This window comes from Methylocystis rosea (assembly GCF_003855495.1).
GTDB lineage: Bacteria > Pseudomonadota > Alphaproteobacteria > Rhizobiales > Beijerinckiaceae > Methylocystis > Methylocystis rosea_A.
On the sequence record NZ_CP034086.1, the window covers coordinates 2546811 to 2571669 of the forward strand.

The window sequence follows — 24859 nt, forward strand, 5'->3', positions numbered from 1 at the left end:
CATGACTCGCACGCGCAAATGAGAAAACGGATGAACCTGCGCTCTTCAGGCGACCTGCGATCGGCTTGGCGCTCCGCGCTCCCGGCTGGAGCGTAACGGTGGTCACACAGGCGCGAATGAAAGGCTGGCGATTCCTGCTGCTCAACGTCGCGGCGGGCGCGGCCAACGTCGTTATGTTGTCGAATGTGCCGGGCTATACGGTGCTCGCGCCCTACGCGGCCGGAAGCCTCGAGGGCGTCACGCCGAGCTATGGCACATGGGCGACGACCGACCATATGGTGGGGATCGCGCTCGGCCTTCCATTATCGCGGTGGCTCTCGGGACGACTTGGCGCCTATCGCGTGCTGGTCGGCGCCCTTGTGGCCTACGCCGCCGTTTCCCTGATGTGCGCAGCGAGCGAGACGATCTGGTTCTTCGCGCCGATGCGCTTTCTGCTCGGCCTTATTGGCGGCGTCGCCCTTCCGCTCGCGCAATCCGTGACGCTTGGGCAATATCGGGATGATCAGCGCACGCTCGGCGTCGGCTTTTGGGGCGTCATGAGCATGGCGCCCTTCACCATCGGCGTTTTCATGGGCGGCTTCTGGGCCGAATATTTCAACTGGCGCTGGCTGTTTTATTCCAATGTGATGGTCGCCTTACCCGCGGCAGGCGTCATTGCTGCGCTGTTCTATGGGAGCGGCTTTGAGCGCCGCGTGACGCGCTTCGACACGATCGGTTTCATTCTGCTCGCGACGGTGTTGCTCTGCGTGCAGACCATTCTCAACATGGGCAATGATTTCGACTGGTTCGCCTCGCCCGTGCTCGCATGGCTGCTTCTGGTCGTTCTCCTCGCTTTGCCGATGTTCATCTTCTGGGAGTTCGGCGAGCGGCGGCCCGCCCTCGACCTGCGGCTGTTTCTGCACCGTAATTTCGCGATCGCGACATTCTGTTCGCTGATCGGCTTTCTGATCATTCAGGGCCTGCTGTCGGTGTTCATCGTGCAGCTGCAGGTGCTGCTCGGCTACACGTCTTCTCTGGCCGGCATGGTCTATCTGGCCATGATTTTTTTGGCGATGGCCGCCGCCGCCGTTGTGCATGAGATCACGAGAAACGTCGATGCGCGACTCATCATTTTCCTCAATTTCATCGGCCTCGCGGTGACCTTCGTGTGGCTCGGCCACTACGACAAGAGCGCCTCTTTCGATAATGTGACGACGCCGATGTTCTTCTTCGGCTTCTCTCTTGCGATGTTCTTTGCGCCGCTCGCGACGCTCGCCATGACCGGACTCGCCGGCGAACGACTGATCCGCGCCGCGGAGGAACTCGCGATGTTGCGCACGGTGTTCGGCGCCATGGGCATCACGCTGCTCGGCGTTCTCTTTTTCCGCCGCACGCCCTTCCATCAGCTCGAGCTCGCCGATCATTTCGGCGGACGCCGCTTCGCCTCGCTCGACCTGCTCGCCTCGTTCCTCGAGCGTATGCAGGCGATGGGCATGTCGCCGAATGCCGCGCGCAGCCGGGCGGCGCAGCTCATCCGCCAGCAGGCCGGGATCCTGGCGCTCAACGACGCCTTTCTATTCGGCGCGATGACGTTCATCTTGCTGGCGGGAGTCATCTGGCTCGCCTCCCCAAGCTATGCGTCCAAGAAGCGCCGGCAGACGCTCACCCGGCTTACGGCCGAGGAGCTGATGGAGCAGCCGTAAGATCCGGCGCAAAAGATTGAACCGCATCCTCAGCTTCAACGCAGCGGTTCGCTTCATTCACGCCGCATTTGGCCCACGCCTCGCGTAAAGATTAGCTCTGGATTGGGAACACAGCGCAGCTTCAATCGTTACAGTTTTGAATTTTTCCTTCGAAAGCGCCCGTGGTTCATCGCACATTGATCGTCCTCTCCGCGCGCATGGCTGCATGCATTATTCCTCCGGGCGGCAGCGCGGATATCGGAGCAGTGCGCGCCTCCAACCTCCGCGCGAAACCTCAGGACGGCCTTCGGTGATGGGTCCGCTCGCGCCGCTGGTTCCCCATTTCCTGGCGTTCCACGTCCTAACCCTTGCGCTCTGGTGCGCAGGCCTTATCGCCCTGCCGCTGATGCTGTCGCACCACGACCCGTCGATCAGCCAGTCGGATTATGCGCGAATTCGGCGCTATACGCATTTCGCCTATACGCTTGGCGTCACGCCTGCCGCGGTTCTGGCGGTGGCCTCAGGGACCGTGCTCGTCTTTTTGCGCGACGCGTTCACGCCATGGATGTTCTTGAAGCTCGTCTTCGTCGGCGCTCTGGTCCTCACCCATGGCTGGGTCGGGCACACGGTCACATCGATGGAGGAGACCCAGGGTCTTCACCAGCCGCCGCATCCTGCCCTGCAGCCGGTGGCGGCGTTCATCCCCATCCTCGCCATCCTGTTTCTGGTGCTCGACAAGCCTGACTTCAGCGAGCTTCGCTTTCCGCACTGGCTCTCGCAGCCGCAGGGCGGTCAGCTCCCCTTTTTGGCGCCCAGCCGATAGTCGAAGACGAGCTTGCCGCCATGCCATCCGGTCACCGACACCATGATCACGCAGAAGAACGACAAAAGAAGTCCGTAGGGCAGCACGACGGCTTCGTAGTCATACAGCCTGTAGCCCCAATTCACGCCGAGAAGAGCGAGCAGCAATACGGCAAGAATGAAATGCGACCAGGCCGCGGTCCTGGCGCGTATGCCGGCGACAAGCAACAATTCCGCGGTTCCCGACAGCCCCGCCACAAGGCCAAGCAGGAAACCTCCGCCCGCGGACCACACGCCGGCGCGCGCCCAGAACGGATCGCCTGTCCACCAGTAAAGGAGATCGGCGCCAAGCAGGGTGAATGTCAGCGCGATCGGAAAAGCGACGGACATCGCGTGGATCGGATGGCCGAGCACCGCCACTCGAGATTCGGTTTCGTGAAACTCGGGCAGCTGGTTGATCGGATCAATGAAGCCGCTTTGCTCACCGTTTCGTTTGTTCGCCACCAGCGTTCCTCCGCGCGTCGTCTCGTCCTCTTAACGCCTCTGGCGGTCACAGGTTGCGCCGGAGGTCTATCAGCCGTGGATCCCGCAGGCCCGGCCGCCGCACGGATCGCCACGCTGTGGTGGACGATGTTGGCGGGATCAGCGGCGATTTTCGCCCTGGTGATGCTCTTGCTGCTGATCGCCTATCGCCGAACGCCTGCCCCTCATCAGAGCGAGCCTCGGCAGGAGCGCTTCTGGCTGTATGGCCTCGGCCTCGCCTTCCCGCTCGTCATCCTTGCGGCGCTTCTTATCTACGGGCTGGTTCTGGGGGAAACGCTTCTTCCCAAAGCTAGCGAAAACGTCGTGACGGTGCGCGCAGAGGCGCGTCAGTGGTCATGGAGCTTCGGCTATGCTGACGCCGCCGAACTGCGCACGCAAGGCGTTCTGCACATCCCCGCCGGACGGCCCGTCGACGTCGAGATCACGACGGTGGACGTGATCCACAGTTTCTGGGCCCCTCGGCTCGCCGGCAAGCTCGACGCCATTCCGGGGCAGGTGAACGTGCTGAGGATCGAAGCCGCGGCGCCGGGAGAATATCACGGAGTCGGCGCCGAATTCAGCGGCCCCGGATACAGCGGCGACGCCTTCACCGTGATCGCGCATGATCCAGCGGGTTGGGCGGCCTTTCTCGGACGCGCGACAGAATGAACGCGCTCGCGCGCCATCGCGCCCTTAGTCGCATCTGGTCTTCGCAGCCCGGCTGGAGAGGCGTCATTTCGACCGTCAATCACAGCGATATCGGGAGAATGTTTCTTCTTGTCGCGGCGCTCTTCTTCCTGATCGGCGGCGTCCTCGCAATGTTGATCCGAACGCAGCTCGCCACGCCGCATTCGGCGTTCGTCGCGCCCGCGATCTACGATCAGATCTTCACGATGCATGGAACAGTGATGATGTTCCTCTTCGCGATCCCGCTCTTCGAAGGGGCGGCCGTGTATCTGCTGCCGAAGCTGCTGGGTACGCGCGACCTCGCCTATCCGCGCCTCTCGGCATACGGCTTCTGGTGCTACGCGTTCGGCGGGTCGATGCTGATCTTCGCCATGCTGGCCGGCCTTGCGCCAGACAGCGGCTGGTTCATGTATCCGCCGTTGTCTTCAAGCGCGCATTCGCCCGGCGTCAACGCCGACTTTTGGCTCATCGGCGTCACCTTCGTCGAAGTGTCAGCCATCGCCGCGGCGGTTGAGATTTGTGTTTCGATCCTGAAGTTTCGCGCCCCGGGCATGTCGCTGGATCTTATGCCGATCTTCGCCTGGTATGCGCTCGTCACCGCGCTGATGATCCTGATGGGCTTTCCGCCCTTGATCCTCGGTTCGATTCTGCTCGAACTGGAACGCGCTTTCGGCTTTCCCTTTTTCGAATCCGCACTCGGCGGAAGTCCCCTGCTCTGGCAGCACCTCTTTTGGCTCTTCGGCCATCCCGAGGTCTACATCATCTTCCTGCCCGCCGCCGGCGTCATCTCCACAGTCCTCCCGGTGATGGCGCGCACGACGCTGCTTGGTTATCGATGGGTCGTGGCGGCGGCCGTCGCGCTTGCCTTCCTGAGCTTCGGGCTCTGGGTGCACCATATGTTCGCGACAGGCATCCCGCATATGGGACTGGCGTTCTTCTCGGCCGCCTCGACGCTCGTCGCGGTTCCCACGGGGATTCAAATCTTCGCCTGGCTTGGCACGCTATGGAAGGGTCAGCCGCGGCTGACGCTGCCGATGCTCTACATCATTGGCTTTTTCTTTACCTTCGTCATTGGCGGCCTGACGGGGGTTATGGTGGCTATCGTGCCCTTCGACTGGCAGGCGCATGACACGGCTTTCATCACGGCGCATCTCCATTATGTGCTGTTTGGCGGATTCGTCTTTCCGATGCTCGCAGGGCTGTATTACTGGCTTCCCCAGATCACCGGCCGCAAGCGTTTCTTTCGAATCGGCGAGATGGCCTTTTGGCTCATCTTTCTCGGATTCAACGGCGCCTTCCTGGCGATGCATTGGGTTGGCCTCCTCGGCCAGCGCCGGCGGATCGCCTGGTATCCCGAGGACGCCGGCTGGACCGCAATCAATCTGTTTTCTTCGATCACCAGTTTCGTCATGGCGATCGGCGTCGCGATGGTGGTCTTCGACATTGCGCTGCATGCGCTTCTCGCGATCCGAGGGTCTCGCAATCCCTGGGGCGCCGGGACGCTGGAATGGGCGATGCCGACGCCGCCCGCCGCGTATAACTTCGCCAGCATACCGATTGTCGGCGATCGTGAGCCGCTGGCGAGGGACCCGGAACTCGCGAACAAAATCGCCCGCGGCGAATATTTTCTGGGCGAGCCGCGCGGAGAGTTGCGCGAGACGTTGACCGTCGACGCGGCGAGCGGCAGGCCTGAAGCTCTGGTCATTTTCCCAAGCAATTCGACGCTGCCTATCGCGCTCGCGGCGGCCACCGGAGCGGCCTTTCTCGGTGCTTTGATACGAGTCTATTGGGCCATCCCATTGGCCTTGCTGTTCGTCGTCGGCCTGTCGCTGCGCTGGGGCTGGTCGCAAAACGCGGCTGCCTATCCTGGACTTCAGAATGTCGGGCGCGCGACGCTTCTGCCCCAGGCCATCGAGACTGATCGGTCTCCCGGCTGGTGGGGATCGGCCTTCCTGCTTGGCGCCGACGCCGTTCTCTACGGCTCCCTCTTCTTCGGATATGCCTTTCTTTGGACCGTCGGACCCAATTGGCCGCCGCCGCAATGGCTCTCGCTCTCCGTTCTCGAACTGGTTCTCGGTCTCATCGGCGCGGCGGCGGCGGCCATTGGCCTCCACGCCGCGGCGCGCGCCGCTTCGCGCGGCGCGTCTCTATGGCGCGGACTTCTCATCGCGCTCGCCGGCGCCGCAATGACAATCGCGGCGCTTTCGATGACGTTTGCGCGTGCGAGCCAACTGACGGACTACGCCTATGGCGCGACGATTTTCGTGATGATCGCCTATGCGCTCATTCATGCGGCGATCGCGGCGATCATGATTTGCTCGCTCGCTTACCGAACCCTGCGCGGCGGCGCGTCGCGCCCCCGAACATCCAACGTCAACATTGTGCGCCTCTGGACCGATTATGCGGCCTTCGTCGCGACAACCAGCCTCGTCGTGACGCAGTTCTCGAGCTATCTCACATGAAGGACGTCGCTCGGATCGTCATCGCCATGCTCGTGTGGCTCGCCGTGTTCAGCGCCCTCTATGGGCTGGAGGGCGTGGGCTGCGCGGCAGGCTGGCATCGCATCCCAATCAATGGCGCGACGCTCTTCCAAGCCGCCATGACGCTTGCGTTTTTCGTCGCGCTTTTGATTCTCGTCGCCGTTCTCGTCGCGCTGCGCTCGCCGCGCTTTCGCTCCGCCTCTCCCTTTGTCGCGCACATCAGCATCATTCTCGCGGTCGCGGCTCTCGTCGCGGGCGCATGGACTCTGTTTCCGGCCTTGGCGCTTTCACATTGCGCATGAGGGCTTCAGGCCGAGCGCGCAGGCGCGGCGCGGCCTTTTACGGAAGACGCTCCAGCGGCTGGTCGGCGCGAACATAGAGCGGATGGCGCGGCGCGCCGCGCTGCGTCCTGCCGAGGCAGGCGAGACGCGCGCCCGAGACCTGAAACATCAGGAGCGCCTCATCGATCTGATCTTGTCGGGCCAGCGCCCCCCAGGCGCAGACGATGGGCGCCGACTGAGCGAACGCTTGCGCGGCGAGGCCAACGAGCGTGCGCCGATTCTTCGGGCCGATCGGATCGCGCGCCGACCAGAGCGCCTCGGGCGAGGGGGAGCGCAGCGCATAAAGATTGGCGACGATGAGTCCGCCGGCGCCTTCGCGCCGCGCAAAGCCGATGCAGCGGCGAATTGTCGGATCGTCGTCTTTCGCATCGGCCGTCGACGGATTGAGCATGACGAAGGACAGAAGCGGCGCGTCGCTCCATTTGCGCGTGAGGCTGTAGCGATAGGCGCCGCACTTTGAGATGACGGCGGCTCTCTCAATCTCGCGCGCCCCGGCGGAGACGTCAGGCATTGCGTCCGCCTTCGTCATTGCATCGAAGCGCGACTATAAACCGCAAAATGTTCGGAACATATCTGCAGCACGGCGGTTATTCCTTTGTCTTGACCGTGGCGATGGTCACGTAGCGATCTTCACAAGGAGGAAGTTTTCATGAGTTCGACCAGCGATAAATTCAAAGGCGCCCTGAATGAAACGGCAGGGTCTGCGAAGCAGGCGGCCGGAAAGGTGATCGACTCTCCCGAGCTGGAAGGCGAGGGCGTGTTGCAGGAAATGAAGGGGAAGGGCCAGACGGCGCTCGGAGAGGCCAAGGACGCCATTGCCGATGCGCTTGATGCCGCGGCGACCAAGGCGAAGGAAGTCGCCAAGAACGCCAAGGACGCCATTCACAAGGCTACCGAATAAGAGACGCCGCTGGCAACCTCCCCCTCGTTACGAGGGGGAGGTTTTTGCTGTGCGGAGCCTAATGGTGGGCGGCACAGGGATTGAACCTGTGACCCCTCCCGTGTGAAGGGAGTGCTCTCCCGCTGAGCTAGCCGCCCGTCGCCATCGGCGATCGATCCTCATCCTGTATGAGAGCCCGGCGCCCTCCGTCAAGATCGGAGATCGCCCTCCCACGTCGGAGATGGCCCTGCCCTCCGCCGAGGCTCAAGCCTGGGCTGAGCCGCCGCGTCCCGCGCCGCCGCGCCCCTCGGCGCTCACGGCGGGGTCCAATCCTTCGAGAGAACGCGCCGCACCATCGGCTCGAAGGTCGCAAGCGGCTCGTTTTTATAAGCGGGATCAAACGACACTTCGTCATATTTGGCGCAGAACTCGATCGTCTGCTCATAGGCCGGGTCCGACCGGAATTTGTCGCGGGCGTTCGGATCGAGGCCAAGGTGGGCGGCATAGAAATAGGTCTGAAACAGGCCGTGCTGCGCCAGCATCCAGTAATTGTCGCGGCTGATGAAGGGCTTCAGGATCGCGGCGATCACCTCGCCGTGGTTGAAAGGTCCAAGCGTTTCGCAAGCGTCGTGCAGCAGAGCGACGACCACATATTCTTCGTCCTTGCCGTCGCGCAGCGCGCGCGTCGCCGATTGCAGACAATGATCGCGGCGCGTGATGTTATAGGCCGTGTCCTTGCCGAGATCGCTCAGCAGTCCAAAGAGCCGGTCCGGCAGTTCCTTGAGCGTGTGCTCGTGAACCTGTTTGAGGATCTGAAAATCTTCGTCGGTGCCCTGGTCCATCCGCGTGAAATGCATTTTCTCCATATTGCGATCCCTTCCGGAACGTGCGCGGCGCCAGCCTCGACGGCGAAGCGGGGCTCAAAAGATCAAGACGCCTCAATCGCGCGGTGGAACAGCGCCTCGTCCAGCGACGCCACCGCGTCCCACAGCTCGTCGAAATGCGAAATCACGCGATCGGGCGAAAGCGCAGCGACCGGCGTGTCGGTATAGCCGAAATCGACCGCCACCGACGGCGTTCCGGCGGCGCGGGCGGTGTCGATGTCGGTCTTGGAATCCCCGACCATCACCGCGCGCCTGGGGTCGCCGTCCGCCGCCTCGACCGTCAACCACAGCGTGCGCGGATCGGGCTTGTGCATCGGAAAGCTGCCGCGGCCGCAGATCGCCGCGAAGCGGTCCGCCGCCGAGAGTTTTTGCAACAGCAGCCGCGCCAGTTCTTCAGGCTTATTGGTGCAGACGGCGAGGCGAAAGCCGGCCGCCTTGAACCGATCGAGCGCCGCAAGGGCGCCGGGGAACAGCCGGCTTTCGTCGGCGATGTGCGCCTCGTAATAAACCAGGAAGTCGCGCACCAGCCCCTCGGCGCGCGCCGGATCGAGCGATGCGCCCTGATGGGCGAAGCCGCGCTCGATCAACGCCCGCGCGCCGGCGCCGACAAGCGGCCGTCCGGCCTCGAGAGCGAGCGGCGTCAGTCCCTCGCGCATGAGCAGCACATTGAGCGTGCCGATGAGATCATAGGCGGTGTCGGCCAATGTGCCGTCGAGATCGAAAACGAGAACAGGGGAGCGGGCTGTCATAACGCAGGGGGTAGCCGCGCCGCCCCCCGGGATCAAGCGCCGTTGATCCGATAGGCGAATTTTGCCGCCTCCGCACGCGAGGGCTCTGCGTGTAGACTGCGCCGACCGATTCGGGACAGGGAGCGCAAATATGCGTGGAACGCGCCATTTCCATACGCGCCGACGTGCAGCTTTGACGGCCGGCGCGCTTGTCTTCGCCCTTTCCGGGGCGTCGATGGCGGCGGCCGGAAATTACGAATTTCTGGCGGCGCCGCAGACGGATCTCAATCGCGTGTTTCGCTTGGACCGCTCCAATGGCGAGGTCGGCGCCTGCCAATACGGCCTGAAGGAAGGCGCGGCGATCGGCGTCACGCTGTGCTATCCGCCTGGCGAAGGCGCGCGCGCCGGCGTATTCAGCGAATATGCGCTGGTGGCTTCGCGCCATACCGGCGAAGGCGGCGTATTCCGCGTCGATCTGCGTTCCGGCATAATGTCGATCTGCTTCGTGCTGAACGAAACGTCGGTGGTCTGCACGCCGCCGGCCAAATGAGCGAGCGACGAAGCGAAGCGAATGTCCGCATGAGCGCTTTTTCCGCCGAGGCCATGAAGCGCGCCGCCGCGCAAGCGGCGCTCGAGTCCGTCACGCATGGCATGCAGTTGGGGCTCGGCACGGGATCGACGGCGGCGCATTTCGTCGATCTTCTCGGCGCCCGCGTCAAACAGGGGCTGGAGGTCGTTTGCGTGCCGACCTCCGAGCGCACCCGCGCGCAGGCCGAAAGCCTCGGGATACCGCTCTCCACCCTCGACGAGACCCCGCAACTCGATCTCACCGTCGACGGCGCTGACGAATTCGACGCGGCGCTTCGCCTGATCAAAGGCGGCGGCGGCGCGCTGCTGCGCGAGAAGATCGTCGCCGCCGCCTCGACGCGCATGTTCGTCATCGCCGACGCGACGAAGGAGGTGCGCACGCTCGGCGCCTTCCCCCTGCCCGTCGAAATCGATCGATTCGGCGCGCGCTCCACCATGCTGCATATCGAACGGGTCGCGCGCGGCCTGGGACTCATCGGCCCGCTGACGATGCGCGAAGCGGAGCCTGGCGAGCGCTTCATCACCGACGGCGGCCATTACATCGTTGACTGCGCGTTCGGCGCCATCGACGACGCTGACGTCCTCGCCGCGCGGCTTTCGGCGATTCCCGGAGTCGTGGATCACGGACTGTTCATCGGACTCGCAACGGCGATCTTCATCGCCGGCGCCGAAGGCGTGCGCATCCTGGGAAACATATCGGGCGACCCCTTATGACTTTCGACTATGACCTTATCGTCGTCGGCGCCGGATCCGGCGGCGTCCGTGCGGCGCGCGTCGCCGCAAGCCATGGCGCGAAAGTCGCGGTCGCCGAGGAATTTCGCGTCGGCGGCACCTGCGTCATACGCGGCTGCGTTCCCAAAAAGCTCTACGTGCTCGCGAGCCGCTTCCACGATGATTTCCAGGACGCCGCCGGTTTCGGCTGGCGCGTCGGCGATGTGTCTTTTGATTGGCCGGCCCTCGTCGCCGCCAAGGAAAAGGAGATCACGCGCCTTTCAGACCTTTACGCTGAAACGCTCGCGAGTTCTGGCGTCGAACTCATCCGCGCGCGCGCGACGCTCACCGATCCAAACGGCGTGCGTTTTTCCAACGGCCGCTCCGCCCGCGCCCGCTATATTCTCATCGCCACCGGCGGCGCGCCGGTGCTCGCCCCCCACATTCCGGGCATCGAATTCGGCATATCGTCAAACGAGATTTTCGATCTGCAGAAGTTTCCGCAAAGGCTGTTGATCGTTGGAGCGGGATATATCGCCGTCGAATTCGCCAGCGTGTTCGCGCGGCTCGGCGCGAAGGTGCATCTCGCCTATCGCGCCGATCTGCCGCTACGCGGCTTCGACGACGATCTGCGTTCGCGTCTTTGCGAAGCGCTCAAGACGGCTGGCGTCGAACATCGGGCCGGCGTCCTGCCGACGCGCATTACGAAAAGCGGCGACGTTCTGGCGGTCGAGATGAGCGACGGCGCGCCGCTCGAGGTCGACTGCCTGCTCATCGCGACCGGGCGCAGGCCGATGACGCAAGACATGGGGCTCGAGGCCGCAGGCGTGGTCTTACGCGAAAATGGCGCGGTTGCGGTCGATGAGAATTCGCGCACGAACCTTGAATCCGTCTACGCCGTCGGCGACGTCACCGATCGGATCAATCTGACGCCTGTAGCCATTCGCGAAGGGCAAGCCTTCGCCGACAGCGTGTTCGGCGCGACGCCGACGGCGGTCGATTACGCATGCACGCCAAGCGCCGTCTTCACCACGCCTGAAATCGGAACAGTTGGTCTGACCGAGGCCGAGGCGCTCGCGCAGCATGGCGCGTTCGATATTTATGAGACGCAGTTTCGCCCCATGCGCGCGACGCTCTCTGGACGCGGCGAACGCGTTTATATGAAGCTGATCGTCCACGGCTCAAACGGGCGCGTGCTTGGCGCGCATATATTCGGTCCCGAGGCGGGGGAAATGGCGCAGCTCGTCGCCGTCGCCCTGCGAATGGGCGCGACGAAGCGCGATTTTGACGCGACGATGGCCGTGCATCCGACGATGGCGGAAGAACTCGTGACGATGCGCGCGCCGTCTCGTTTGCTGAGGCCTCAGGCTTAGCGCGCACTCATGAAACATCGATTTCATGAATGCGCGCCAGTTTCTTGAATTGACGCATTTTCTACGCCGAACCGGCATCCACTTCGGCGGAAAATGCTTTAGGCTTCGATCCGCTGGCGCGGCGGCTGCGCCGCAACAGGCTGCTGCTCCGGAGCCGGAGCGGCGGGCTCGGGCGCCCATCTGTCGAGAAGGGCGCGAAGCTTGCGCCGCGCCGCGCCCGTCTTCGCCTCGGTGACTCGGGAGAAGAAATAGCCCGCGACGATGGCGACCCCCATCACCGAGAAAGCCACGGCATAATTTTGCGGGGTGGCCAGCTGCGTCGCCCAGTCATTCCCCAATGTGCTGCCGACCGCCGCGCGCGCGAAGATCAGGATCGGCATATGGATGCTGTAGAGCGAGAAGGAAAAATCGGCGAGCGTCTTGTGGAACTTCGGACGCAGCAATGAAAAGCCTTCGGCCGGCCCATAGCGGAAGGCGAGCAGGACATTGACGAACAGGCCCGACGCGAGAAGATCGCCAGCATCGGCGAGCCAGGGATGGGCCTCGAGAAGATGGCCGCGCACGACCAGCCGGATGACCGCGACGACGGCGGCGTAGAGGATAAGCGCCTGCCAGCGCGACCGGATCATCGGCCGGGCAAGCAGCGTGGCGAAGGCGCCGCCGGCCCAGAGAATATAGCCGAATTTGAACCAGCTCGGCGGCGTCGAGAGCGCCAGGAAGAGCGCCGCGCCCAGCGCGAAACCCAAAAAGCGCAGCGCCAGCGGGTAGTTGCGCGCGAAGGGCAGCAGCAGCAGCGGAAAGGTCACGTAGTACCAGAATTCGCAGGCGAGCGACCACAAGGGCCCGTTGGTGCCGAAATAGTCGAAGGCGATGCCTTGCAGATTGAGAAAACTTGCAAGAAACAGAACCGAAGAGAAATGGCCCTTGAACAGCGGCCATTCGTAGACGCCGCTACTGGCGAACAGCCATCTGCCGAGCGAATCGAGAACGAGCGTGAGCGCGACGGCAGGCCCCACGACGAGATAGATTCGCGACACGCGATGAATGAAATATTCGCGCAGGAAGCCTTGGTTCTTGCGCATATGCGCCAGCACCGCGCCGCCGACGAGATAGCCCGACATCACGAAGAAGGCGAGCACCGCCTGATGCCCCAGCTCGAAGGCCGAGTAAAACCACCAGACATAGGCGAGCGGCCCATGCGGCGCGCTCATGATGTCCGCCTGGTTGGTGAACATATTGTTCGTGTGGACCGCCAGCACGACAAGCGCGCCGAGCCAGCGGGACGCCTCGATGAATTGCGACAGAATGAACGGCATCGCCCCGGTTCGCCCCCTCGCTCTCGGCCGCGCTCGCGCCCCGGCTTTATAGCCGGTCGCCCCCGGCTTCGCCAAATCGCGCGGCCAAGCGCAGGGTCGCATTAAGGGCAATAATCCACTATAAGCGCCGCTGGCGTCGCTGCGAGAACGACCCCAGCGCCTATCGGGCCTGATTTTGCGGAGTTTTGCGAAGTGGAACGTTGGTCGCCGAGCAGCTGGAGAAATCTACCGATCGAGCAGACGCCGGTCTATCAGGACCAGACGGCGCTCGCCGATGTCGAGCGCCAGCTCGCCGGCTTTCCGCCGCTCGTTTTCGCCGGAGAAGCGCGCAACCTGAAGCGCCACTTAGCCGAAGTCGCCGCCGGCAAGGCGTTCCTGCTGCAGGGCGGGGACTGCGCCGAGAGTTTCTCGGAACATTCGGCGGACAATATCCGCGACTTTTTCCGCGTCTTCCTGCAGATGGCCGTCGTGCTGACCTACGCCGCCGCCTCGCCGGTGGTGAAGGTCGGGCGCATCGCCGGCCAGTTCGCCAAGCCGCGCTCCTCGCCGCTCGAAAAGCAGGGCGACCTCGAGTTGCCGAGCTATCGCGGCGACATCATCAACGACCTCGCGTTCAACCCGCAGGCGCGCGAACCCGATCCGCAGCGCCAGCTGCTCGCCTATCGGCAATCCGCGGCGACGCTGAACCTCATCCGCGCCTTTGCGGCGGGCGGCTTCGCCAATCTCGAAAACGTCCACCGCTGGATGCTGGGCTTCGTCAAAAGCAGCCCGCAGTCCGAGCGCTACCAGAAGCTCGCCGATCAGATCACCGAGACCTTAAGCTTCATGCGCGCGATCGGTCTCGATCCGGAGCATCATCCGGAATTGCGCGGCACCGACTTCTACACGTCGCATGAGGCGCTGCTGCTCTGCTACGAACAGGCGCTGACTCGCATCGACTCGACGACGGGCGACTATTACGCGACCTCCGGCCATATGCTGTGGGTCGGCGACCGCACCCGCCAGGAAGACGGCGCCCATATCGAATTCGTCCGCGGCGTCAAAAACCCGCTTGGGCTGAAATGCGGTCCGAGCTTGAAGCCCGACGCGCTGCTGCGCCTCATCGACGCGCTCGATCCCGAGAACGAGCCCGGCAGGCTCACGCTGATCTGCCGCTTCGGCGCGGACAAGATCGAGGATGCGCTGCCAGCGCTGGTGCGGGCGGTGACGCGCGAAGGCCGCAAGATCGTCTGGTCCTGCGATCCGATGCATGGCAACACGGTCAGCGCCGGCGGCTACAAGACGCGGCCGTTCGATCGGATCATGTCGGAAATCCGCAACTTCTTCGCCGTTCAGCAGGCGGAGGGATCCTACGCCGGCGGCATCCATCTCGAGATGACCGGCAAGGACGTCACCGAATGCATGGGCGGCGCGCGGGCAATTTCAGAGAGCGATCTGCGCGACCGCTATCACACCTATTGCGATCCGCGCCTCAACGCCGAACAGGCGATCGAAGTCGCCTTCTTGGTGGCCGAGCTGTTGAAGGCGGAGCGCGTCGCCCGCGGCGTGCAGGAGCAGCACGCGGCGGAGTGAGGCAAGACGCGAGGGCTGGCTAGCCCGTCGTCTCTTCCGCCTCGCGCACCGTCATCTCGGCGCCGTGCCAGACGAAATCGTCGTAAAGCAGCGCGTCGATGAACATCACCGGCAGCATCAGGTCGCGCACGATGAGCGCGAAGGGCGTGCGCCAGTCGAGCGGGAAGCCGCAGACGCGCGCCAGCCAGATCTCGCCGCCATGCAGCGAAAAGACGATGAGCGTCGTGACCAGCGCCACCGTCGAAATCCCGCCGTCGAGCTGAACGGCGGCGTAGGCGCCGAGCACGATCGCCGCAAAACTGCCGTTCATGAATTCGGGGGCGTAATGCGCGGGGAAGGTCGCGCGCCGCAGCCGCGCCCAGCGCACATGCCGTGAATAGACTTCACGGGCGGTGCGTTGGCCGAGCGGCTGTTCGAAAGGCATGTCGACGAGGCGCACATCCATGCCTTGAGCGCGGATGACTTTGGTCGAGGCGGCGTCCTCGGCGATTTCGCTCGCCAGCGCACGAATGCCGCCAGCTCTGTCGAGCACGTCGCGCCGCCACATCATGTTCTTGCCCTGAGCGAAGGCGGCCCCGATCGCCTCGGCGCCATATTGCCAGCGCGCCTGGAATGTATTGAGGATCGCGCATTCGACCATCGCCCAGAAGCCTTTCGGCCGCGAGCCGATCGGCATCGAGACGCTCATCGCCGTATTGTCGCGGAACGCGGCGAGCATCGTCTGGATATAGTCGCGCGGCGGCAGCGCGTTGGAGTCTGCGAGGATCACGTGATGATGGCGCGCCGCATCCCAGCCTTTGACGCAATTATTGAGCTTGGGATTGGCGCTGACATAATCGTCGCCGACGAGCAGCCGCGCCTCGCGCTCGGGATGCGCCGCGATCAGCCGCTCGACCAGCGGAATGACCGGATCGCTCGGCGACTGCACGCAGAAGACGATCTCATAGTCGGGGTAGTCGAGGTTGAAGGTCGCGCCGAGCGTCTCCTCGCTGAAGGGCTCCAGCCCGCGCAAGGGCCGCACGATGCTCACCGGCGGCGCATTGTCGGGGGGAGGCAGAGTCCGCGCCCGCGCCCGACATTTTCGGGACATCAGGGCCACGCTTGTGAAATTGAGGATGAGAATGACGGCGCACCAGCCGGCGCAGATATAGGCCAGGATCATGAACGGCGCTTTTTCTTAAGAGTCGTAACGCAGAGAATCTGAACGCCGAACGCCAGCGGAGTGGCTCGGCTTCCGGCGCGCGACGCCGGGGCGCGGCCAATTTGAAATTCCGCCTGACAAAGACGCGGGGTCTTGGCAAAAGGATGGTGGCGCGAGAATCTTCTCCCGACGCGCGGCTGTTGAAAATCCCTGCTGGAAGCTCTGCTGCCGAATTCCCTGTTGAAACTCCTGACGAAGCTTCCTCATGACCTCTCCGATCGTTCGTTTCGCGCCTTCGCCGACCGGCCGCATTCACATCGGCAATGCGCGCGTCGCGCTATTCAATTTTCTGTTCGCCGCCGCCAACCTTGGACGATTCGCGCTACGGTTCGATGACACTGATTTTGCTAGATCCAGCGAGGAATTCGCGCGTGGAATCGAGATTGATCTCGCCTGGCTGGGCGTCGTTCCACATGAGGTTTTCCGCCAGTCGGAGCGCGTCGCGCTCTATGAGGACGCCGCCGATCGCTTGCGGCGATCCGGCCGCCTCTACCCTTGCTATGAAACCCAGGAAGAGTTGGACAAGCGCCGCAAAATGCAGCAGGCGCGCGGGCTGCCGCCAGTTTACGATCGCGCGGCGCTGCGCCTCTCCGCATCTGATCGCGCCGCGCTCGAAGCCGAAGGCCGACAGCCGCACTGGCGATTCATGCTCGAGCCGGGCGTCGCCGAATGGAATGATCTGGTGCGCGGTCCGGCGCATATCGACTGTTCGGCGCTGTCGGACCCGGTTCTGATCCGCGAGGACGGCAGTTTTCTTTACACGCTGCCCTCGGTCGTCGACGACATCGACATGGGGATCACCCATGTTATTCGCGGCGAAGACCACGTCACCAATACGGCCGTGCAGTTGCAGCTCATGCGAGCGCTCGCGCCGCATGCGCCGACGCCGATTTTCGCACATCACAATCTTCTCATCGGCGCGGGCGGCGAGGCTCTGTCGAAGCGAACCGGATCGCTCTCCATCGCCTCGCTGCGCGAAGACGGCTATGAGCCCCTCGCCGTCGCCGCGCTGGCGACGCTGACCGGCTCCTCCGACAATGTCCACGCCGTGCGCTCGCTCGGCGAACTCGCACAGAGGTTCAATCTGTCGCATGTCTCGCGCAATCCGGCGCGTTTCGACCCCGCCGATCTTGAAACTCTGACGCATCGCACTCTCGCGCTTTACGAATATGATGACGTGCGCGAGCGGCTCGAAGCCCTGACGATCGTCGGCCGCAAGGCGGAGCCTCTATGGCGCGCGGCGCGCGGCAATCTTGCGCGTTTCGACGATATTCTGACATGGTGGCGCGTCGTGGACGCCGAGATCGAACCGATCCGCGAGGACGAGTCATTCCTAAAAGACGCGGCGCAGCTTTTGCCGCCGGAGCCTTGGGACGAGACCACATGGGCGGCCTGGACGAGCGACATCAAGACGGCGACCGGCAGGAAGGGCAAGGCGCTTTTTCATCCGCTGCGGCTAGCGCTGACCGGCGCCGAGAGCGGGCCGGAGCTCGCCGCGCTGCTGCCGCTCATCGGCCACGCCAAGGCGCTCACGCGGCTCGTGGGCGCCGGCGCATGAGAGCGAAGCGCTAGTGTCCTATCTCGCCAGCATCCACGAGATCATCAACTTCGCCGGTCTGGCGCTCGACGTCGTCGGCGTGCTGATCATCGTCATTGGCGCGGTCCTGTCGACGCTCGCTTTTCTGACGCCCTGGAGGGCGCATCCCCTCACCTATCGCGGCTACCGAAAGAATGTCGGCCGCTCGATCCTGCTCGGGTTAGAGTTCCTCGTCGGCGGCGACATCATCCGGACCGTCTCCGTCGAACATCCAAGCCTCGAAAACGTCTTCGTGCTCGGCCTGATCGTGATGATCCGCACGGGGATGAGCTTTACGATGGAGGCGGAGCTTGAAGGCCGCTGGCCTTGGCAGGGCCGAAGCCTGGAGACGGCGGCGCCAAGCGAAGACGAATCGGCGCCGTCATAGGATTAAGTCGAGCGTTGCTCACGCCGGCAGCACCGAAACGCCGAACAGCCAGGGATGCAGATAGAGCACGATGAGGAACAGCGCCGTTCCGACGCCCAGCGCGATCGCGTCGCCGCGCGTGAACTGCGAAATCCGCGGCGCGCCCCCGTCCCCGCGCTTCTTCACCGCGATGCGGTCGAAGACGCCCCAGGCGAGAAAAGACCCGAACAGGATCATGCCGCCGAGATCGCCGTTGACGAGCAGATGCGCAAGCGCCCAGCTCTTTATCGCGACGAGCGTCGGATGGCGCAGCGCGCCGCGAATGCGGCCCGGCGGCGCGCGACGGCTCGCGATCGCGACGAAGGCGAACCAGACGAGCGGCATGGCGAGATGGCGTCCCCATGACGGCGGCGTCCAGACATAGATCAGGCCCTCCGCGCGATACCGAATGAAGCCATAGACGATCAGCCCGAGACCGATGGCGGCGACGATCCCGTAGGCGGCCTTATAGGTTTGAAGGCCGTAGCGTTCGATCAGACTGGCGCGCGTCTCGCGAAACGCCGTAAGCGTATGGACCCCGAGAAAAATCACGATTCCGAGAATGAGAATAAGCATGGGTTCTCCAGCTCTTGCATCGATTGGCTTCTAAAAACACCGCACCTGCGCCTCGGCCTGGGCGCGGCGCAATTCCTGGAGCGCATCGCGCGCCGCATCTGTATTGCGCATCAGCGCGCCGACCTGCCCCGCCTGCTGATTGACGCTCGCGACGGTCTCGGCCGTGACATACCGCTCATAAGGCAGAATGGTCGCGATGACGTCTATGGAGCAAGAGCACTGTTCCAAGGAGAGGCGCGTATCGCCGTTCGCCTTCATGCAGCCGAAGACGTAATCGGCGCGCGCGGCGGTCGGATAGTCGTTGAGATCCGCCGCCCGCGCCCAAGCACCCGGAAGCGGAAGCAGCGCGACAATGAGGAATTTCGACACCGGGCGCATCTTTTTCGTTCCTGCCGGGTTCTTTCCTGTCCTGGGACAGCCTATCGCACGCGCGTGGGCGACGCACCGAACCGCTATTCGACGAAGGGATGACGCGCAAGCTGAGTTTCAGGGCAGCGTCATCCAACCTTGAAGCATGTCGAAGCCACTCAGCGTCATTTGCTTGCTGATGACGGCGGCGCTCGCCTGCGCGCCGCTGGCTTTCTCGCTCTCGTGCTTTTCGTTCGGGGAAAGGATGACCAGAGCCGATCACATGCAATCTTGTGATCAACAAGGAATCGCTCACAATTAAAATGTTGATCGCGTTGTAATCGAAAAAGTCCGTCAACTTTTCCACACCTGCCATGTGCGGCGCAGCGTCATGCGGCCGTCAATTTGGACGCGCATAGACTGCGCCGAGCCTTTCCGAGCGTGCTGCGTATTAAGGAAGGCTCAAACGCCGGGCCGGAGGTACGTCCGGCGTTTTTTATTTTAGGGAGCCCCTCGGAACGGCCTGATTTCAAAAAACTATGCAATTTTGAAGACTTAACCTTATTCTGCCTCTTGCCGAAGCCGCGCTGTCTTGCCATCATCGCGGCCGGTTGGGGGCTGCCATGGGCGAATTGGTTAAGCGATTTTCAGGATTTAGTTACAGCGCGCAGGGCGGACTGCAGCGCGACGGCAAGCGCATTCATCTGGGTCCGCAGGCGCGTCAACTCCTTGAAATGCTTCTGGAGTCGCCTGGCGTCCTGCTCACCAAGGCCGAAATCGCCGCGCGCCTGTGGCCGGATCGCGCCGCTTCCGACGATTCGATCGACCGCTGCGCCTATCTTTTGCGGAAGCCGCTGCGCGAGGCCGGCGGCGAGGAGCTGATCGCCACCGCCTACGGCCGCGGGCTGTTGCTCCGCGGAACGGTCGAAACCATCGACGAGGGCGCGGCGCAAACGCTCCGTCTCGCGCCGCTGAGCGAGCCGCATATTCTCGATCTCTGGCAGACCGCCTATGAGCTTGCCGGCGACCGCACGCGAGAGGGCTTCGCCCGCGCGCAGGAAGCGATTGCATCCGCCGCCCAGATCGACCCCGGCAACCCCGCGGTCTGGTCGCTCGCCGCCGACATCGCCGCGGGCCGAGTCGTGCGAGGGTTTCTTCGTCCCGCCCAGGCGGCGGCGATGATCGAGGACTTCGCCGGCCGGGCGCTCGGCGTCCTGCGCGATCATACGCCGGCGCTGGCCGTTCTCGGCTGGGCCCGCGGCGCGCTGAGGGGCAAGCTTTCCGAGGGCCTCGCGCTCCTCGATCAGGCGGTCGCCGATGACCCGCTTTACGGCAAGGCGCGCGCCTACCGCAGCTGGCTGCTCGCGGCGGCCGATCGTCTCGACGAGGGTCTCGCCGATTGCGAAGAGGGACTCGTCAACTCGCCGCACGATCAGGCGTTGCTGTCGTTGCGCGCATGGCTCCTTCTCTGCGCCGGCGACCTCGAGCGGGCGCGACGCTATGCGCGCGACGGACTCGATGTAAGGCCCGACGCGGCGACTCTGCATCTCGTGATGTCCATCGCCTATAGCCTTCAGGGCGTTCACGAACAGGCGGTGAGCACGGCGCGCCGCGCCGTCGCCTCGAGCCCAGACGATCCCTTCCAATTGACCGTGCTCGCCTATGCGCTCGCCCGCGCCGGCCGCGCCGAGGAAGTGCAGGCGCTCATCGGCAAGCTCGTCGAAGACGCCGAGCTCTATGCGCCGCCCTGCTTTCTCGGCGCGGCGTTTTTCGCTCTGGGAAAGCGCGCCGAGGCGCTCGAAGCGATTCGGCGCGGCCTTTCCGAAGGCTGTCCCTGGAGCTCCTTCGCACGCGTCGATCCGCGCTTCGTCGCCTTGCGTGGCGCGTTCGACGGATTTGGCCGCCCGCTGCAGGCCGAGGCGCGCCCCGCCGGTTGAAATTGCCCGCCTCAGCGCTTATTGGCGCTGCACAGCATTCTTCCGGAAGGTGACAATGATCGGCCGTCTGAACCATGTCGCTATCGCTGTCGATAGCGTCGAAAAGGCTTCCGCCGTCTATCGCGACGCCCTCGGGGCGAAGGTCTCGGCGCCAGAACGCGTCGCTGAGCACGGCGTGACGGTCGTTTTCGTCGAATTGCCGAACACCAAGATCGAGCTGCTCGAGCCTTACGGCGAAAACTCGCCGATCGCCGGCTTCGTCGCGAAAAATCCAGCGGGCGGCATCCACCACATCTGCTACGAGGTCGAAGACATCATCGCGGCGCGCGAGCAGCTTAAGGCCTCGGGCGCGCGCGTGTTGGGCGATGGAGAGCCGAGGATCGGCGCGCATGGCAAGCCCGTGCTGTTTCTGCATCCCAAGGACTTCTGCGGCGCCTTGATCGAACTCGAGCAGGCTTAGGCGCATGCCCTTTTCCCTGCCGCTGGCGGCGGCGATCTACCTGACGATCTGGTGGATCGTGCTGTTCGCCGTGCTGCCGCTCGGCATTCGCTCTTCCGAAGAGGCCGAAGAAGATCTTCCCGAGGGCGCCGACCCCGGCGCTCCCGCCTCGCCAGATCTTTTAAAAAAAGCGGGGATCACGACAGTGGTCTCGGCCGTCCTCTTCGGCCTGCTGGCGCTTTTCGCCAAGGTGACGGCGTGACAGGGGCGCTGGCCCTCCGGGGGTTGACCGGCCCGCCGCCCGCCGGTAGTTGATCGCCAAGCGCGGGACAGACGACCCGCACGGCCGAACGGACCGACCCGCTCAGTCGACTTCGGCGGCGCCGCCCGCCGCCTCTGGAGCGAGCGCGTAGCTCAGTCGGTAGAGCACCTGACTTTTAATCAGGGGGTCCTGGGTTCGAGCCCCAGCGCGCTCACCAACATCATCAATTGGTCAAGGCGCCGGCATCGCCATCAGATTGAGAATTTCGAGGGCCGAATATGGACGAATGGGTCGCGCATATCGCGGCGTCAGTCGGCATCGCGCCCGCGGTCGCGAGACTCGCCGTCGGTCACGTTTTTGGCTTCCTCCAGAAGCGCCATCCGAATGGCCCCGCCGACGAGCTGATCGAGAAAATCCCGGGCGCTGAAGCCGCGATAAGAGACGCTGCGGCGGCGCCGCGGCGGGGTCTGCTCGGCGGCGTGCTCGGAGGGGTCGGCGGCCTGGTGGGCGGCGCGAAGGGCGACGTCCTTGCGCTGACGGCTCGATTGACGAGCCTGGGTCTCTCTCCCGACCAGCTTCAGAAGCTGGCCAGAGAGATCTTCGGCGGCGCGGAGCAGGTTATCGGCAGAGAGAAGCTCCGCAGCATGACTGATTCGATTCCTGGCCTATCGCAATTTCTCTGGCCGAAGTCGTGATTGGCGCGTCTCAGGTAAGGAAGAGGCTCGCGGGCGCCGACGCGTTTCACGCCGCGCTTCGACAGGGATCCGCCGAAACAGGAGCGGGCTTGCTCGCCAGCGCGGCGATCCCAGAGCGCGGACGCGGCGCACGTTGAAGACGCAGAATTGCGGGGTTCAAGGCTTGGCAGCCGGCGCGTGCGCGCGCGACATTTCGACAACTCAGCGAAGCCTTTGGCGACGTTCAGAGCTGTCGATGCGCTCACCCATCGTCGTCCTGGAAACGTCTTTAGAGACAGCGCGCCATGCCGGACTCGCGCAGGCGAGATCGAGCGGCGGTTAAGCAAAATAACTCGCAGGTAAAACTGCGCATCTCGCCGGAACAGGAGCGCTAATTAGCTTTGCTCGAGCGCATTCCGCGCCGGCAACTGCGCATCTTGTGAGTCTTGCAGCTTCCGTATCTGTAAGACGGCCGTGGTCTGAATGTCTCATAGCCATCCCCAGGCGGATTTTGCTCCCGCACCATGTTCTCCAAGACCACGGTCCCGATCGGGCCCATATCTCCTTGAGCCACAAGGGAAGTCGGACTTAGGACCGCCAATGAGACAAACACCGACGAAATCAGGTTAACCCCGCGACATTTCATGCTTTTTCCCCAATTTACCAGGTAGAGCGCTCAGCTTATTAGCTATCATTGTACTTCGATCGAATACAAGAAGGCGTCTTACATTCATCTAAAGTTCATAATTCGGAAGCGTTCCATAATTCTCATTTGCACTTCACCAACGACGTTAACCTCTCATCGCCGAGGTTATCCACATAGGGTCGAATGGCCATGTTTTTTCCAAGATAAACTGCAAATATCGGTGTAACTTCTAGGTTTTAGCCATTCTACATTGCACTGCAAGATGATGTTGCACTTTCGCCACAGTTGTTACTAAAAGTGGTTATCGGGTTATTTAGTGGCTGGACGGATCGACCGCTCTTCGCCAACTCTGCGCCACGATGACTGGCGTGCTGGTCGTCTGATTAGAAAAAATCTCTAGAAGGATCCTCCCCATGAAGAAGCTCTCGCTTGTGGCGATCGCCGCCGTGCTCGCTACCCCCGCTTTCGCTGACCCGATCGGCGCCAACGTCGGCATCAACACCTCCGTCTCGCAGGGCGTGAACGTCGGCAGCGTCACCAACCTCGGCCTTAACAACGTCGGCGTCGTCAACCAGAACGTCGCCGTCGGCGGCGGCATCGATCTGGCGACCGGCGCGTTCAGCCAGACCTCTGCTGTCTTCAACATGGACACGCACGCCTTCAGCGTCGGCAGCATCGTCGACTCGGGCAATGGCGGCGACGGCGGCGACGTCAACGTCGTGGCGATCAACGCCGCGGTGGCGGTGTCTGATACTGAAACGACTCAGGCCGGTCTTGCCGGCGGCCTCGCGATCCCGGTTGCGCTTTCGGCCAATGGCACGGCGCTGCAGGACGCGTCCGCGACCCCGATCGTTCCGATTAACGTTGGCGTCGGCACCGGCGACAGCACCACCGCGTCGGCCGCGAGACTCACCACGGTGCAGGCCAATCTCTCGTCCCAGCAGTCGGCCACGGCCGCCAGCGCCACCCAGGACGGCATCGGCAACGGCATCGACGCTAACGGCGGCAACGGCCAGGCCTTCATGATCACCATCGGCTCCAACAACACCAGCATCGACAACACCTCGGTGTCGCGGATCGAAGTCGACACCCACATCAATGTCGCCGATCGTGGCGGCGTCGCTGGCGGCCTGCGGATCGATGACTCCTTCAACCCGATCGATATCCAGGACAATGCGATCGCGCTCGCCGGCGTCGCGGTCACCGCGAACCACAACGCCATCGGCAACGGCGCTCCCTGATCTTAGCGAGCCTGGCTAACATCGAGGGCGGCGTGCAGCATATGTTCAAAGGATCAGTCCTATGAAGCCAATACTGCAAGCCGCCCTCGTCGTTCTCTTCAGTCTCTCCGCATTCGCGTCGCCCGCCGACGCAGCCAAGAGCCACAGGCAGAGACGATCTGTAGCGGTCGTGACTGAGGACAGTTCGCCGGCATGTCTCGGCGGCTATTTGGCGCAGACGGAAGCCCAGGATTATCTCAGAGACGACATCTGGGTCTTGGAGCCGGTTCCGGGCAGCGACAATCGCCCGTATCGCTTCGACTGTCGGCAGCCGGTTTTTTTCAGGCGTTAGCTCTTAGCGCTTTGTCTTTGAGAGAGCGCCGCCGCGCGCTTGGTCGTCATTTTTCGAGAGCTGGGAATAGACGATGTCGCGAACCTCGCTTTTAGCCGCAATCTTCCTCCTGAGCGTCATGAATTGCGCCTTTGCGCAGATGGCGACGCAAAGCGCGCCTTTCAATTTCGCATATGGGTTCACCGGCGGATCGCAGTCGTCCATCGACCTCTCGCAGTCCGGCTTCGTGAACGTCTACTACGGCGTTCAGGATTCCAATCAGGCGAATCAAGCGGTGATCAACCAGAACGGGCTCAACAACTATTCGCAGATGCAGCAGATCGGCGACTCCACGGGTCAGTCTAGCGGCGGCGCGAGCGTTCGCGGCGACGGTCCGCGTTATGGCGCACAGAATTACGCCTCCGTGACCCAGAACGGCGTGGAGAACAGTTCGCAGATCACGCAAATGGGCGGCACGAATGTCGCGGCGGTCGCGCAAAACTCCCATGTCGGAAATGGTTCGGCGCCTCGCGTGCTGGTGCCGACCGACGGCCCGATCTACCAGTCCTATCAAACGCCAGAAGGCTATCTCTCTCTGTTCGCCACGGACAGCATGAGTCTGGCGATATGGACGCCGCCAGGTCTGACGGCGACGAACAGCTTTGGACGAATGCACTAACGACGAACCTTTGACTTGAT

General features: G+C 63.4%; 27 protein-coding genes and 2 tRNA genes. 20 read left to right on the forward strand and 9 right to left on the reverse strand.

What is annotated here, in order from left to right:
* Window positions 1-65: 65 nt before the first annotated feature.
* Window positions 66-1682, forward strand: coding sequence for an MFS transporter (locus tag EHO51_RS12255; protein WP_245434576.1), 1617 nt, complete (start codon window positions 66-68; stop codon window positions 1680-1682).
* Window positions 1683-1974: 292 nt separating this feature from the next.
* Window positions 1975-2484: a CopD family protein gene (locus tag EHO51_RS12260; RefSeq protein WP_245434880.1), complete on the forward strand. Its 510-nt coding sequence runs from the start codon at window positions 1975-1977 to the stop codon at window positions 2482-2484.
* Here the strand turns inward: EHO51_RS12260 and EHO51_RS12265 are convergent.
* Window positions 2454-2966 (reverse strand): DUF2231 domain-containing protein, encoded by a 513-nt coding sequence (locus EHO51_RS12265; RefSeq protein WP_124739138.1) that lies wholly within the window; start codon window positions 2964-2966, stop codon window positions 2454-2456. The genes EHO51_RS12260 and EHO51_RS12265 overlap by 31 nt on opposite strands.
* A gap of 75 nt (window positions 2967-3041) precedes the next feature.
* Here EHO51_RS12265 and EHO51_RS12270 point away from each other — a divergent pair, with 75 nt between their 5' ends.
* The 3 genes from EHO51_RS12270 to EHO51_RS12280 are packed head-to-tail and all read left to right on the forward strand — an operon-like array spanning window position 3042 to window position 6453.
* On the forward strand, window positions 3042-3653 hold the full coding sequence (locus EHO51_RS12270) for a cytochrome c oxidase subunit II (RefSeq protein ID WP_348629938.1): 612 nt from the start codon (window positions 3042-3044) through the stop codon (window positions 3651-3653).
* Window positions 3650-6133 (forward strand): cytochrome c oxidase subunit I, encoded by a 2484-nt coding sequence (gene ctaD, locus EHO51_RS12275; protein WP_124739140.1) that lies wholly within the window; start codon window positions 3650-3652, stop codon window positions 6131-6133. The genes EHO51_RS12270 and ctaD overlap by 4 nt, the downstream gene beginning before the upstream one ends.
* Window positions 6130-6453 carry a hypothetical protein gene (locus tag EHO51_RS12280; RefSeq protein ID WP_124739141.1) on the forward strand — a complete coding sequence of 108 codons (324 nt, stop codon included), beginning with the start codon at window positions 6130-6132 and terminating at the stop codon, window positions 6451-6453. The genes ctaD and EHO51_RS12280 overlap by 4 nt, the downstream gene beginning before the upstream one ends.
* Before the next feature lie 37 nt (window positions 6454-6490).
* Here EHO51_RS12280 and EHO51_RS12285 read toward each other — a convergent pair whose 3' ends face one another.
* Complete coding sequence (locus EHO51_RS12285; protein WP_124739142.1) at window positions 6491-7003, reverse strand: DUF1643 domain-containing protein; 513 nt, start codon at window positions 7001-7003, stop codon at window positions 6491-6493.
* 138 nt (window positions 7004-7141) lie between these two features.
* On the opposite strand from EHO51_RS12285, the gene EHO51_RS12290 reads away from it, so the two are divergent.
* Window positions 7142-7393, forward strand: a complete 252-nt coding sequence (locus EHO51_RS12290) for a CsbD family protein (protein WP_124739143.1) — start codon at window positions 7142-7144, stop codon at window positions 7391-7393.
* A 62-nt stretch (window positions 7394-7455) separates the two neighbouring features.
* Here EHO51_RS12290 and EHO51_RS12295 read toward each other — a convergent pair.
* The 3 genes from EHO51_RS12295 to EHO51_RS12305 form a co-directional block, all read right to left on the reverse strand.
* Window positions 7456-7530: transfer RNA gene (locus tag EHO51_RS12295), tRNA-Val, on the reverse strand.
* Between the two features lie 156 nt (window positions 7531-7686).
* A complete protein-coding gene (locus EHO51_RS12300) occupies window positions 7687-8238 on the reverse strand; it encodes an HD domain-containing protein (protein WP_029648798.1) in 552 nt (183 codons plus the stop codon).
* Window positions 8239-8300: 62 nt separating this feature from the next.
* Window positions 8301-9005 carry an HAD family hydrolase gene (locus EHO51_RS12305; RefSeq protein WP_124739144.1) on the reverse strand — a complete coding sequence of 235 codons (705 nt, stop codon included), beginning with the start codon at window positions 9003-9005 and terminating at the stop codon, window positions 8301-8303.
* 130 nt (window positions 9006-9135) lie between these two features.
* Here EHO51_RS12305 and EHO51_RS12310 point away from each other — a divergent pair, with 130 nt between their 5' ends.
* The 3 genes from EHO51_RS12310 to gor are packed head-to-tail and all read left to right on the forward strand — an operon-like array spanning window position 9136 to window position 11656.
* Window positions 9136-9534: a hypothetical protein gene (locus EHO51_RS12310; protein ID WP_124739145.1), complete on the forward strand. Its 399-nt coding sequence runs from the start codon at window positions 9136-9138 to the stop codon at window positions 9532-9534.
* 29 nt (window positions 9535-9563) lie between these two features.
* Window positions 9564-10286 carry a ribose-5-phosphate isomerase RpiA gene (gene rpiA / locus EHO51_RS12315; RefSeq protein ID WP_245434577.1) on the forward strand — a complete coding sequence of 241 codons (723 nt, stop codon included), beginning with the start codon at window positions 9564-9566 and terminating at the stop codon, window positions 10284-10286.
* Window positions 10283-11656, forward strand: coding sequence for a glutathione-disulfide reductase (gene gor / locus EHO51_RS12320; RefSeq protein ID WP_124739147.1), 1374 nt, complete (start codon window positions 10283-10285; stop codon window positions 11654-11656). Before rpiA ends, gor begins: the two co-directional genes overlap by 4 nt.
* Window positions 11657-11754: 98 nt before the next feature.
* Here gor and EHO51_RS12325 read toward each other — a convergent pair whose 3' ends face one another.
* Window positions 11755-12972, reverse strand: coding sequence for an acyltransferase family protein (locus EHO51_RS12325; RefSeq protein ID WP_124739148.1), 1218 nt, complete (start codon window positions 12970-12972; stop codon window positions 11755-11757).
* A gap of 192 nt (window positions 12973-13164) precedes the next feature.
* Here EHO51_RS12325 and EHO51_RS12330 point away from each other — a divergent pair, with 192 nt between their 5' ends.
* Window positions 13165-14544, forward strand: a complete 1380-nt coding sequence (locus tag EHO51_RS12330; RefSeq protein ID WP_124739149.1) for a class II 3-deoxy-7-phosphoheptulonate synthase — start codon at window positions 13165-13167, stop codon at window positions 14542-14544.
* A 19-nt stretch (window positions 14545-14563) separates the two neighbouring features.
* Here the strand turns inward: EHO51_RS12330 and EHO51_RS12335 are convergent, their stop codons facing one another.
* Complete coding sequence (locus EHO51_RS12335) at window positions 14564-15706, reverse strand: ceramide glucosyltransferase (RefSeq protein ID WP_029648804.1); 1143 nt, start codon at window positions 15704-15706, stop codon at window positions 14564-14566.
* Window positions 15707-15950: 244 nt separating this feature from the next.
* On the opposite strand from EHO51_RS12335, the gene gltX reads away from it, so the two are divergent.
* Window positions 15951-17303 (forward strand): glutamate--tRNA ligase, encoded by a 1353-nt coding sequence (gene gltX / locus EHO51_RS12345; protein ID WP_124739150.1) that lies wholly within the window; start codon window positions 15951-15953, stop codon window positions 17301-17303.
* 13 nt (window positions 17304-17316) lie between these two features.
* Window positions 17317-17709, forward strand: coding sequence for a DUF1622 domain-containing protein (locus tag EHO51_RS12350; RefSeq protein WP_124739151.1), 393 nt, complete (start codon window positions 17317-17319; stop codon window positions 17707-17709).
* 18 nt (window positions 17710-17727) lie between these two features.
* On the opposite strand, the gene EHO51_RS12355 is transcribed toward EHO51_RS12350, so the two are convergent.
* Together EHO51_RS12355 and EHO51_RS12360 are read right to left on the reverse strand one after the other, a co-directional pair.
* Window positions 17728-18303 carry an NnrU family protein gene (locus tag EHO51_RS12355; protein WP_124739152.1) on the reverse strand — a complete coding sequence of 192 codons (576 nt, stop codon included), beginning with the start codon at window positions 18301-18303 and terminating at the stop codon, window positions 17728-17730.
* Window positions 18304-18333: 30 nt separating this feature from the next.
* Window positions 18334-18681, reverse strand: coding sequence for a hypothetical protein (locus EHO51_RS12360; RefSeq protein WP_124739153.1), 348 nt, complete (start codon window positions 18679-18681; stop codon window positions 18334-18336).
* A 593-nt stretch (window positions 18682-19274) separates the two neighbouring features.
* Here EHO51_RS12360 and EHO51_RS12365 point away from each other — a divergent pair.
* From EHO51_RS12365 to EHO51_RS12400, 8 genes are all read left to right on the forward strand, one after another.
* Window positions 19275-20588: a winged helix-turn-helix domain-containing protein gene (locus EHO51_RS12365; protein ID WP_124739154.1), complete on the forward strand. Its 1314-nt coding sequence runs from the start codon at window positions 19275-19277 to the stop codon at window positions 20586-20588.
* A 55-nt stretch (window positions 20589-20643) separates the two neighbouring features.
* Window positions 20644-21048 (forward strand): methylmalonyl-CoA epimerase, encoded by a 405-nt coding sequence (gene mce, locus EHO51_RS12370; RefSeq protein WP_029648811.1) that lies wholly within the window; start codon window positions 20644-20646, stop codon window positions 21046-21048.
* A 4-nt stretch (window positions 21049-21052) separates the two neighbouring features.
* A complete protein-coding gene (locus EHO51_RS12375; protein ID WP_124739155.1) occupies window positions 21053-21289 on the forward strand; it encodes a DUF1467 family protein in 237 nt (78 codons plus the stop codon).
* A gap of 141 nt (window positions 21290-21430) precedes the next feature.
* A tRNA-Lys gene (locus EHO51_RS12380) sits at window positions 21431-21506 on the forward strand.
* 61 nt (window positions 21507-21567) lie between these two features.
* A complete protein-coding gene (locus EHO51_RS12385; protein ID WP_124739156.1) occupies window positions 21568-21984 on the forward strand; it encodes a DUF2267 domain-containing protein in 417 nt (138 codons plus the stop codon).
* A gap of 1038 nt (window positions 21985-23022) precedes the next feature.
* Complete coding sequence (locus EHO51_RS12390; RefSeq protein ID WP_124739157.1) at window positions 23023-23850, forward strand: hypothetical protein; 828 nt, start codon at window positions 23023-23025, stop codon at window positions 23848-23850.
* 61 nt (window positions 23851-23911) lie between these two features.
* Window positions 23912-24181 (forward strand): hypothetical protein, encoded by a 270-nt coding sequence (locus EHO51_RS12395; RefSeq protein WP_029650400.1) that lies wholly within the window; start codon window positions 23912-23914, stop codon window positions 24179-24181.
* Between the two features lie 73 nt (window positions 24182-24254).
* The gene (locus EHO51_RS12400) at window positions 24255-24839 is read left to right on the forward strand and encodes a hypothetical protein (protein ID WP_245434578.1); all 585 of its coding nucleotides are present in this window, start codon (window positions 24255-24257) and stop codon (window positions 24837-24839) included.
* Window positions 24840-24859 lie beyond the last annotated feature (20 nt).

Coding starts and splice junctions, on each gene's coding strand:
- EHO51_RS12365 (WP_124739154.1), top strand. CDS start 19,275: ATGGGCGAATTGGTTAAGCGATTTTCAGGATTTAGTTACAGCGCGCAG.
- EHO51_RS12335 (WP_029648804.1), bottom strand. CDS start 15,706: ATGATCCTGGCCTATATCTGCGCCGGCTGGTGCGCCGTCATTCTCATC.
- EHO51_RS12260 (WP_245434880.1), top strand. CDS start 1,975: ATGGGTCCGCTCGCGCCGCTGGTTCCCCATTTCCTGGCGTTCCACGTC.
- EHO51_RS12400 (WP_245434578.1), top strand. CDS start 24,255: ATGTCGCGAACCTCGCTTTTAGCCGCAATCTTCCTCCTGAGCGTCATG.
- gltX (WP_124739150.1), top strand. CDS start 15,951: ATGACCTCTCCGATCGTTCGTTTCGCGCCTTCGCCGACCGGCCGCATT.
- EHO51_RS12355 (WP_124739152.1), bottom strand. CDS start 18,303: ATGCTTATTCTCATTCTCGGAATCGTGATTTTTCTCGGGGTCCATACG.
- EHO51_RS12310 (WP_124739145.1), top strand. CDS start 9,136: ATGCGTGGAACGCGCCATTTCCATACGCGCCGACGTGCAGCTTTGACG.
- mce (WP_029648811.1), top strand. CDS start 20,644: ATGATCGGCCGTCTGAACCATGTCGCTATCGCTGTCGATAGCGTCGAA.
- EHO51_RS12385 (WP_124739156.1), top strand. CDS start 21,568: ATGGACGAATGGGTCGCGCATATCGCGGCGTCAGTCGGCATCGCGCCC.
- EHO51_RS12285 (WP_124739142.1), bottom strand. CDS start 7,003: ATGCCTGACGTCTCCGCCGGGGCGCGCGAGATTGAGAGAGCCGCCGTC.
- ctaD (WP_124739140.1), top strand. CDS start 3,650: ATGAACGCGCTCGCGCGCCATCGCGCCCTTAGTCGCATCTGGTCTTCG.
- EHO51_RS12395 (WP_029650400.1), top strand. CDS start 23,912: ATGAAGCCAATACTGCAAGCCGCCCTCGTCGTTCTCTTCAGTCTCTCC.
- EHO51_RS12390 (WP_124739157.1), top strand. CDS start 23,023: ATGAAGAAGCTCTCGCTTGTGGCGATCGCCGCCGTGCTCGCTACCCCC.
- EHO51_RS12325 (WP_124739148.1), bottom strand. CDS start 12,972: ATGCCGTTCATTCTGTCGCAATTCATCGAGGCGTCCCGCTGGCTCGGC.
- EHO51_RS12360 (WP_124739153.1), bottom strand. CDS start 18,681: ATGCGCCCGGTGTCGAAATTCCTCATTGTCGCGCTGCTTCCGCTTCCG.
- EHO51_RS12375 (WP_124739155.1), top strand. CDS start 21,053: ATGCCCTTTTCCCTGCCGCTGGCGGCGGCGATCTACCTGACGATCTGG.
- EHO51_RS12305 (WP_124739144.1), bottom strand. CDS start 9,005: ATGACAGCCCGCTCCCCTGTTCTCGTTTTCGATCTCGACGGCACATTG.
- EHO51_RS12290 (WP_124739143.1), top strand. CDS start 7,142: ATGAGTTCGACCAGCGATAAATTCAAAGGCGCCCTGAATGAAACGGCA.
- EHO51_RS12300 (WP_029648798.1), bottom strand. CDS start 8,238: ATGGAGAAAATGCATTTCACGCGGATGGACCAGGGCACCGACGAAGAT.
- EHO51_RS12280 (WP_124739141.1), top strand. CDS start 6,130: ATGAAGGACGTCGCTCGGATCGTCATCGCCATGCTCGTGTGGCTCGCC.
- gor (WP_124739147.1), top strand. CDS start 10,283: ATGACTTTCGACTATGACCTTATCGTCGTCGGCGCCGGATCCGGCGGC.
- rpiA (WP_245434577.1), top strand. CDS start 9,564: ATGAGCGCTTTTTCCGCCGAGGCCATGAAGCGCGCCGCCGCGCAAGCG.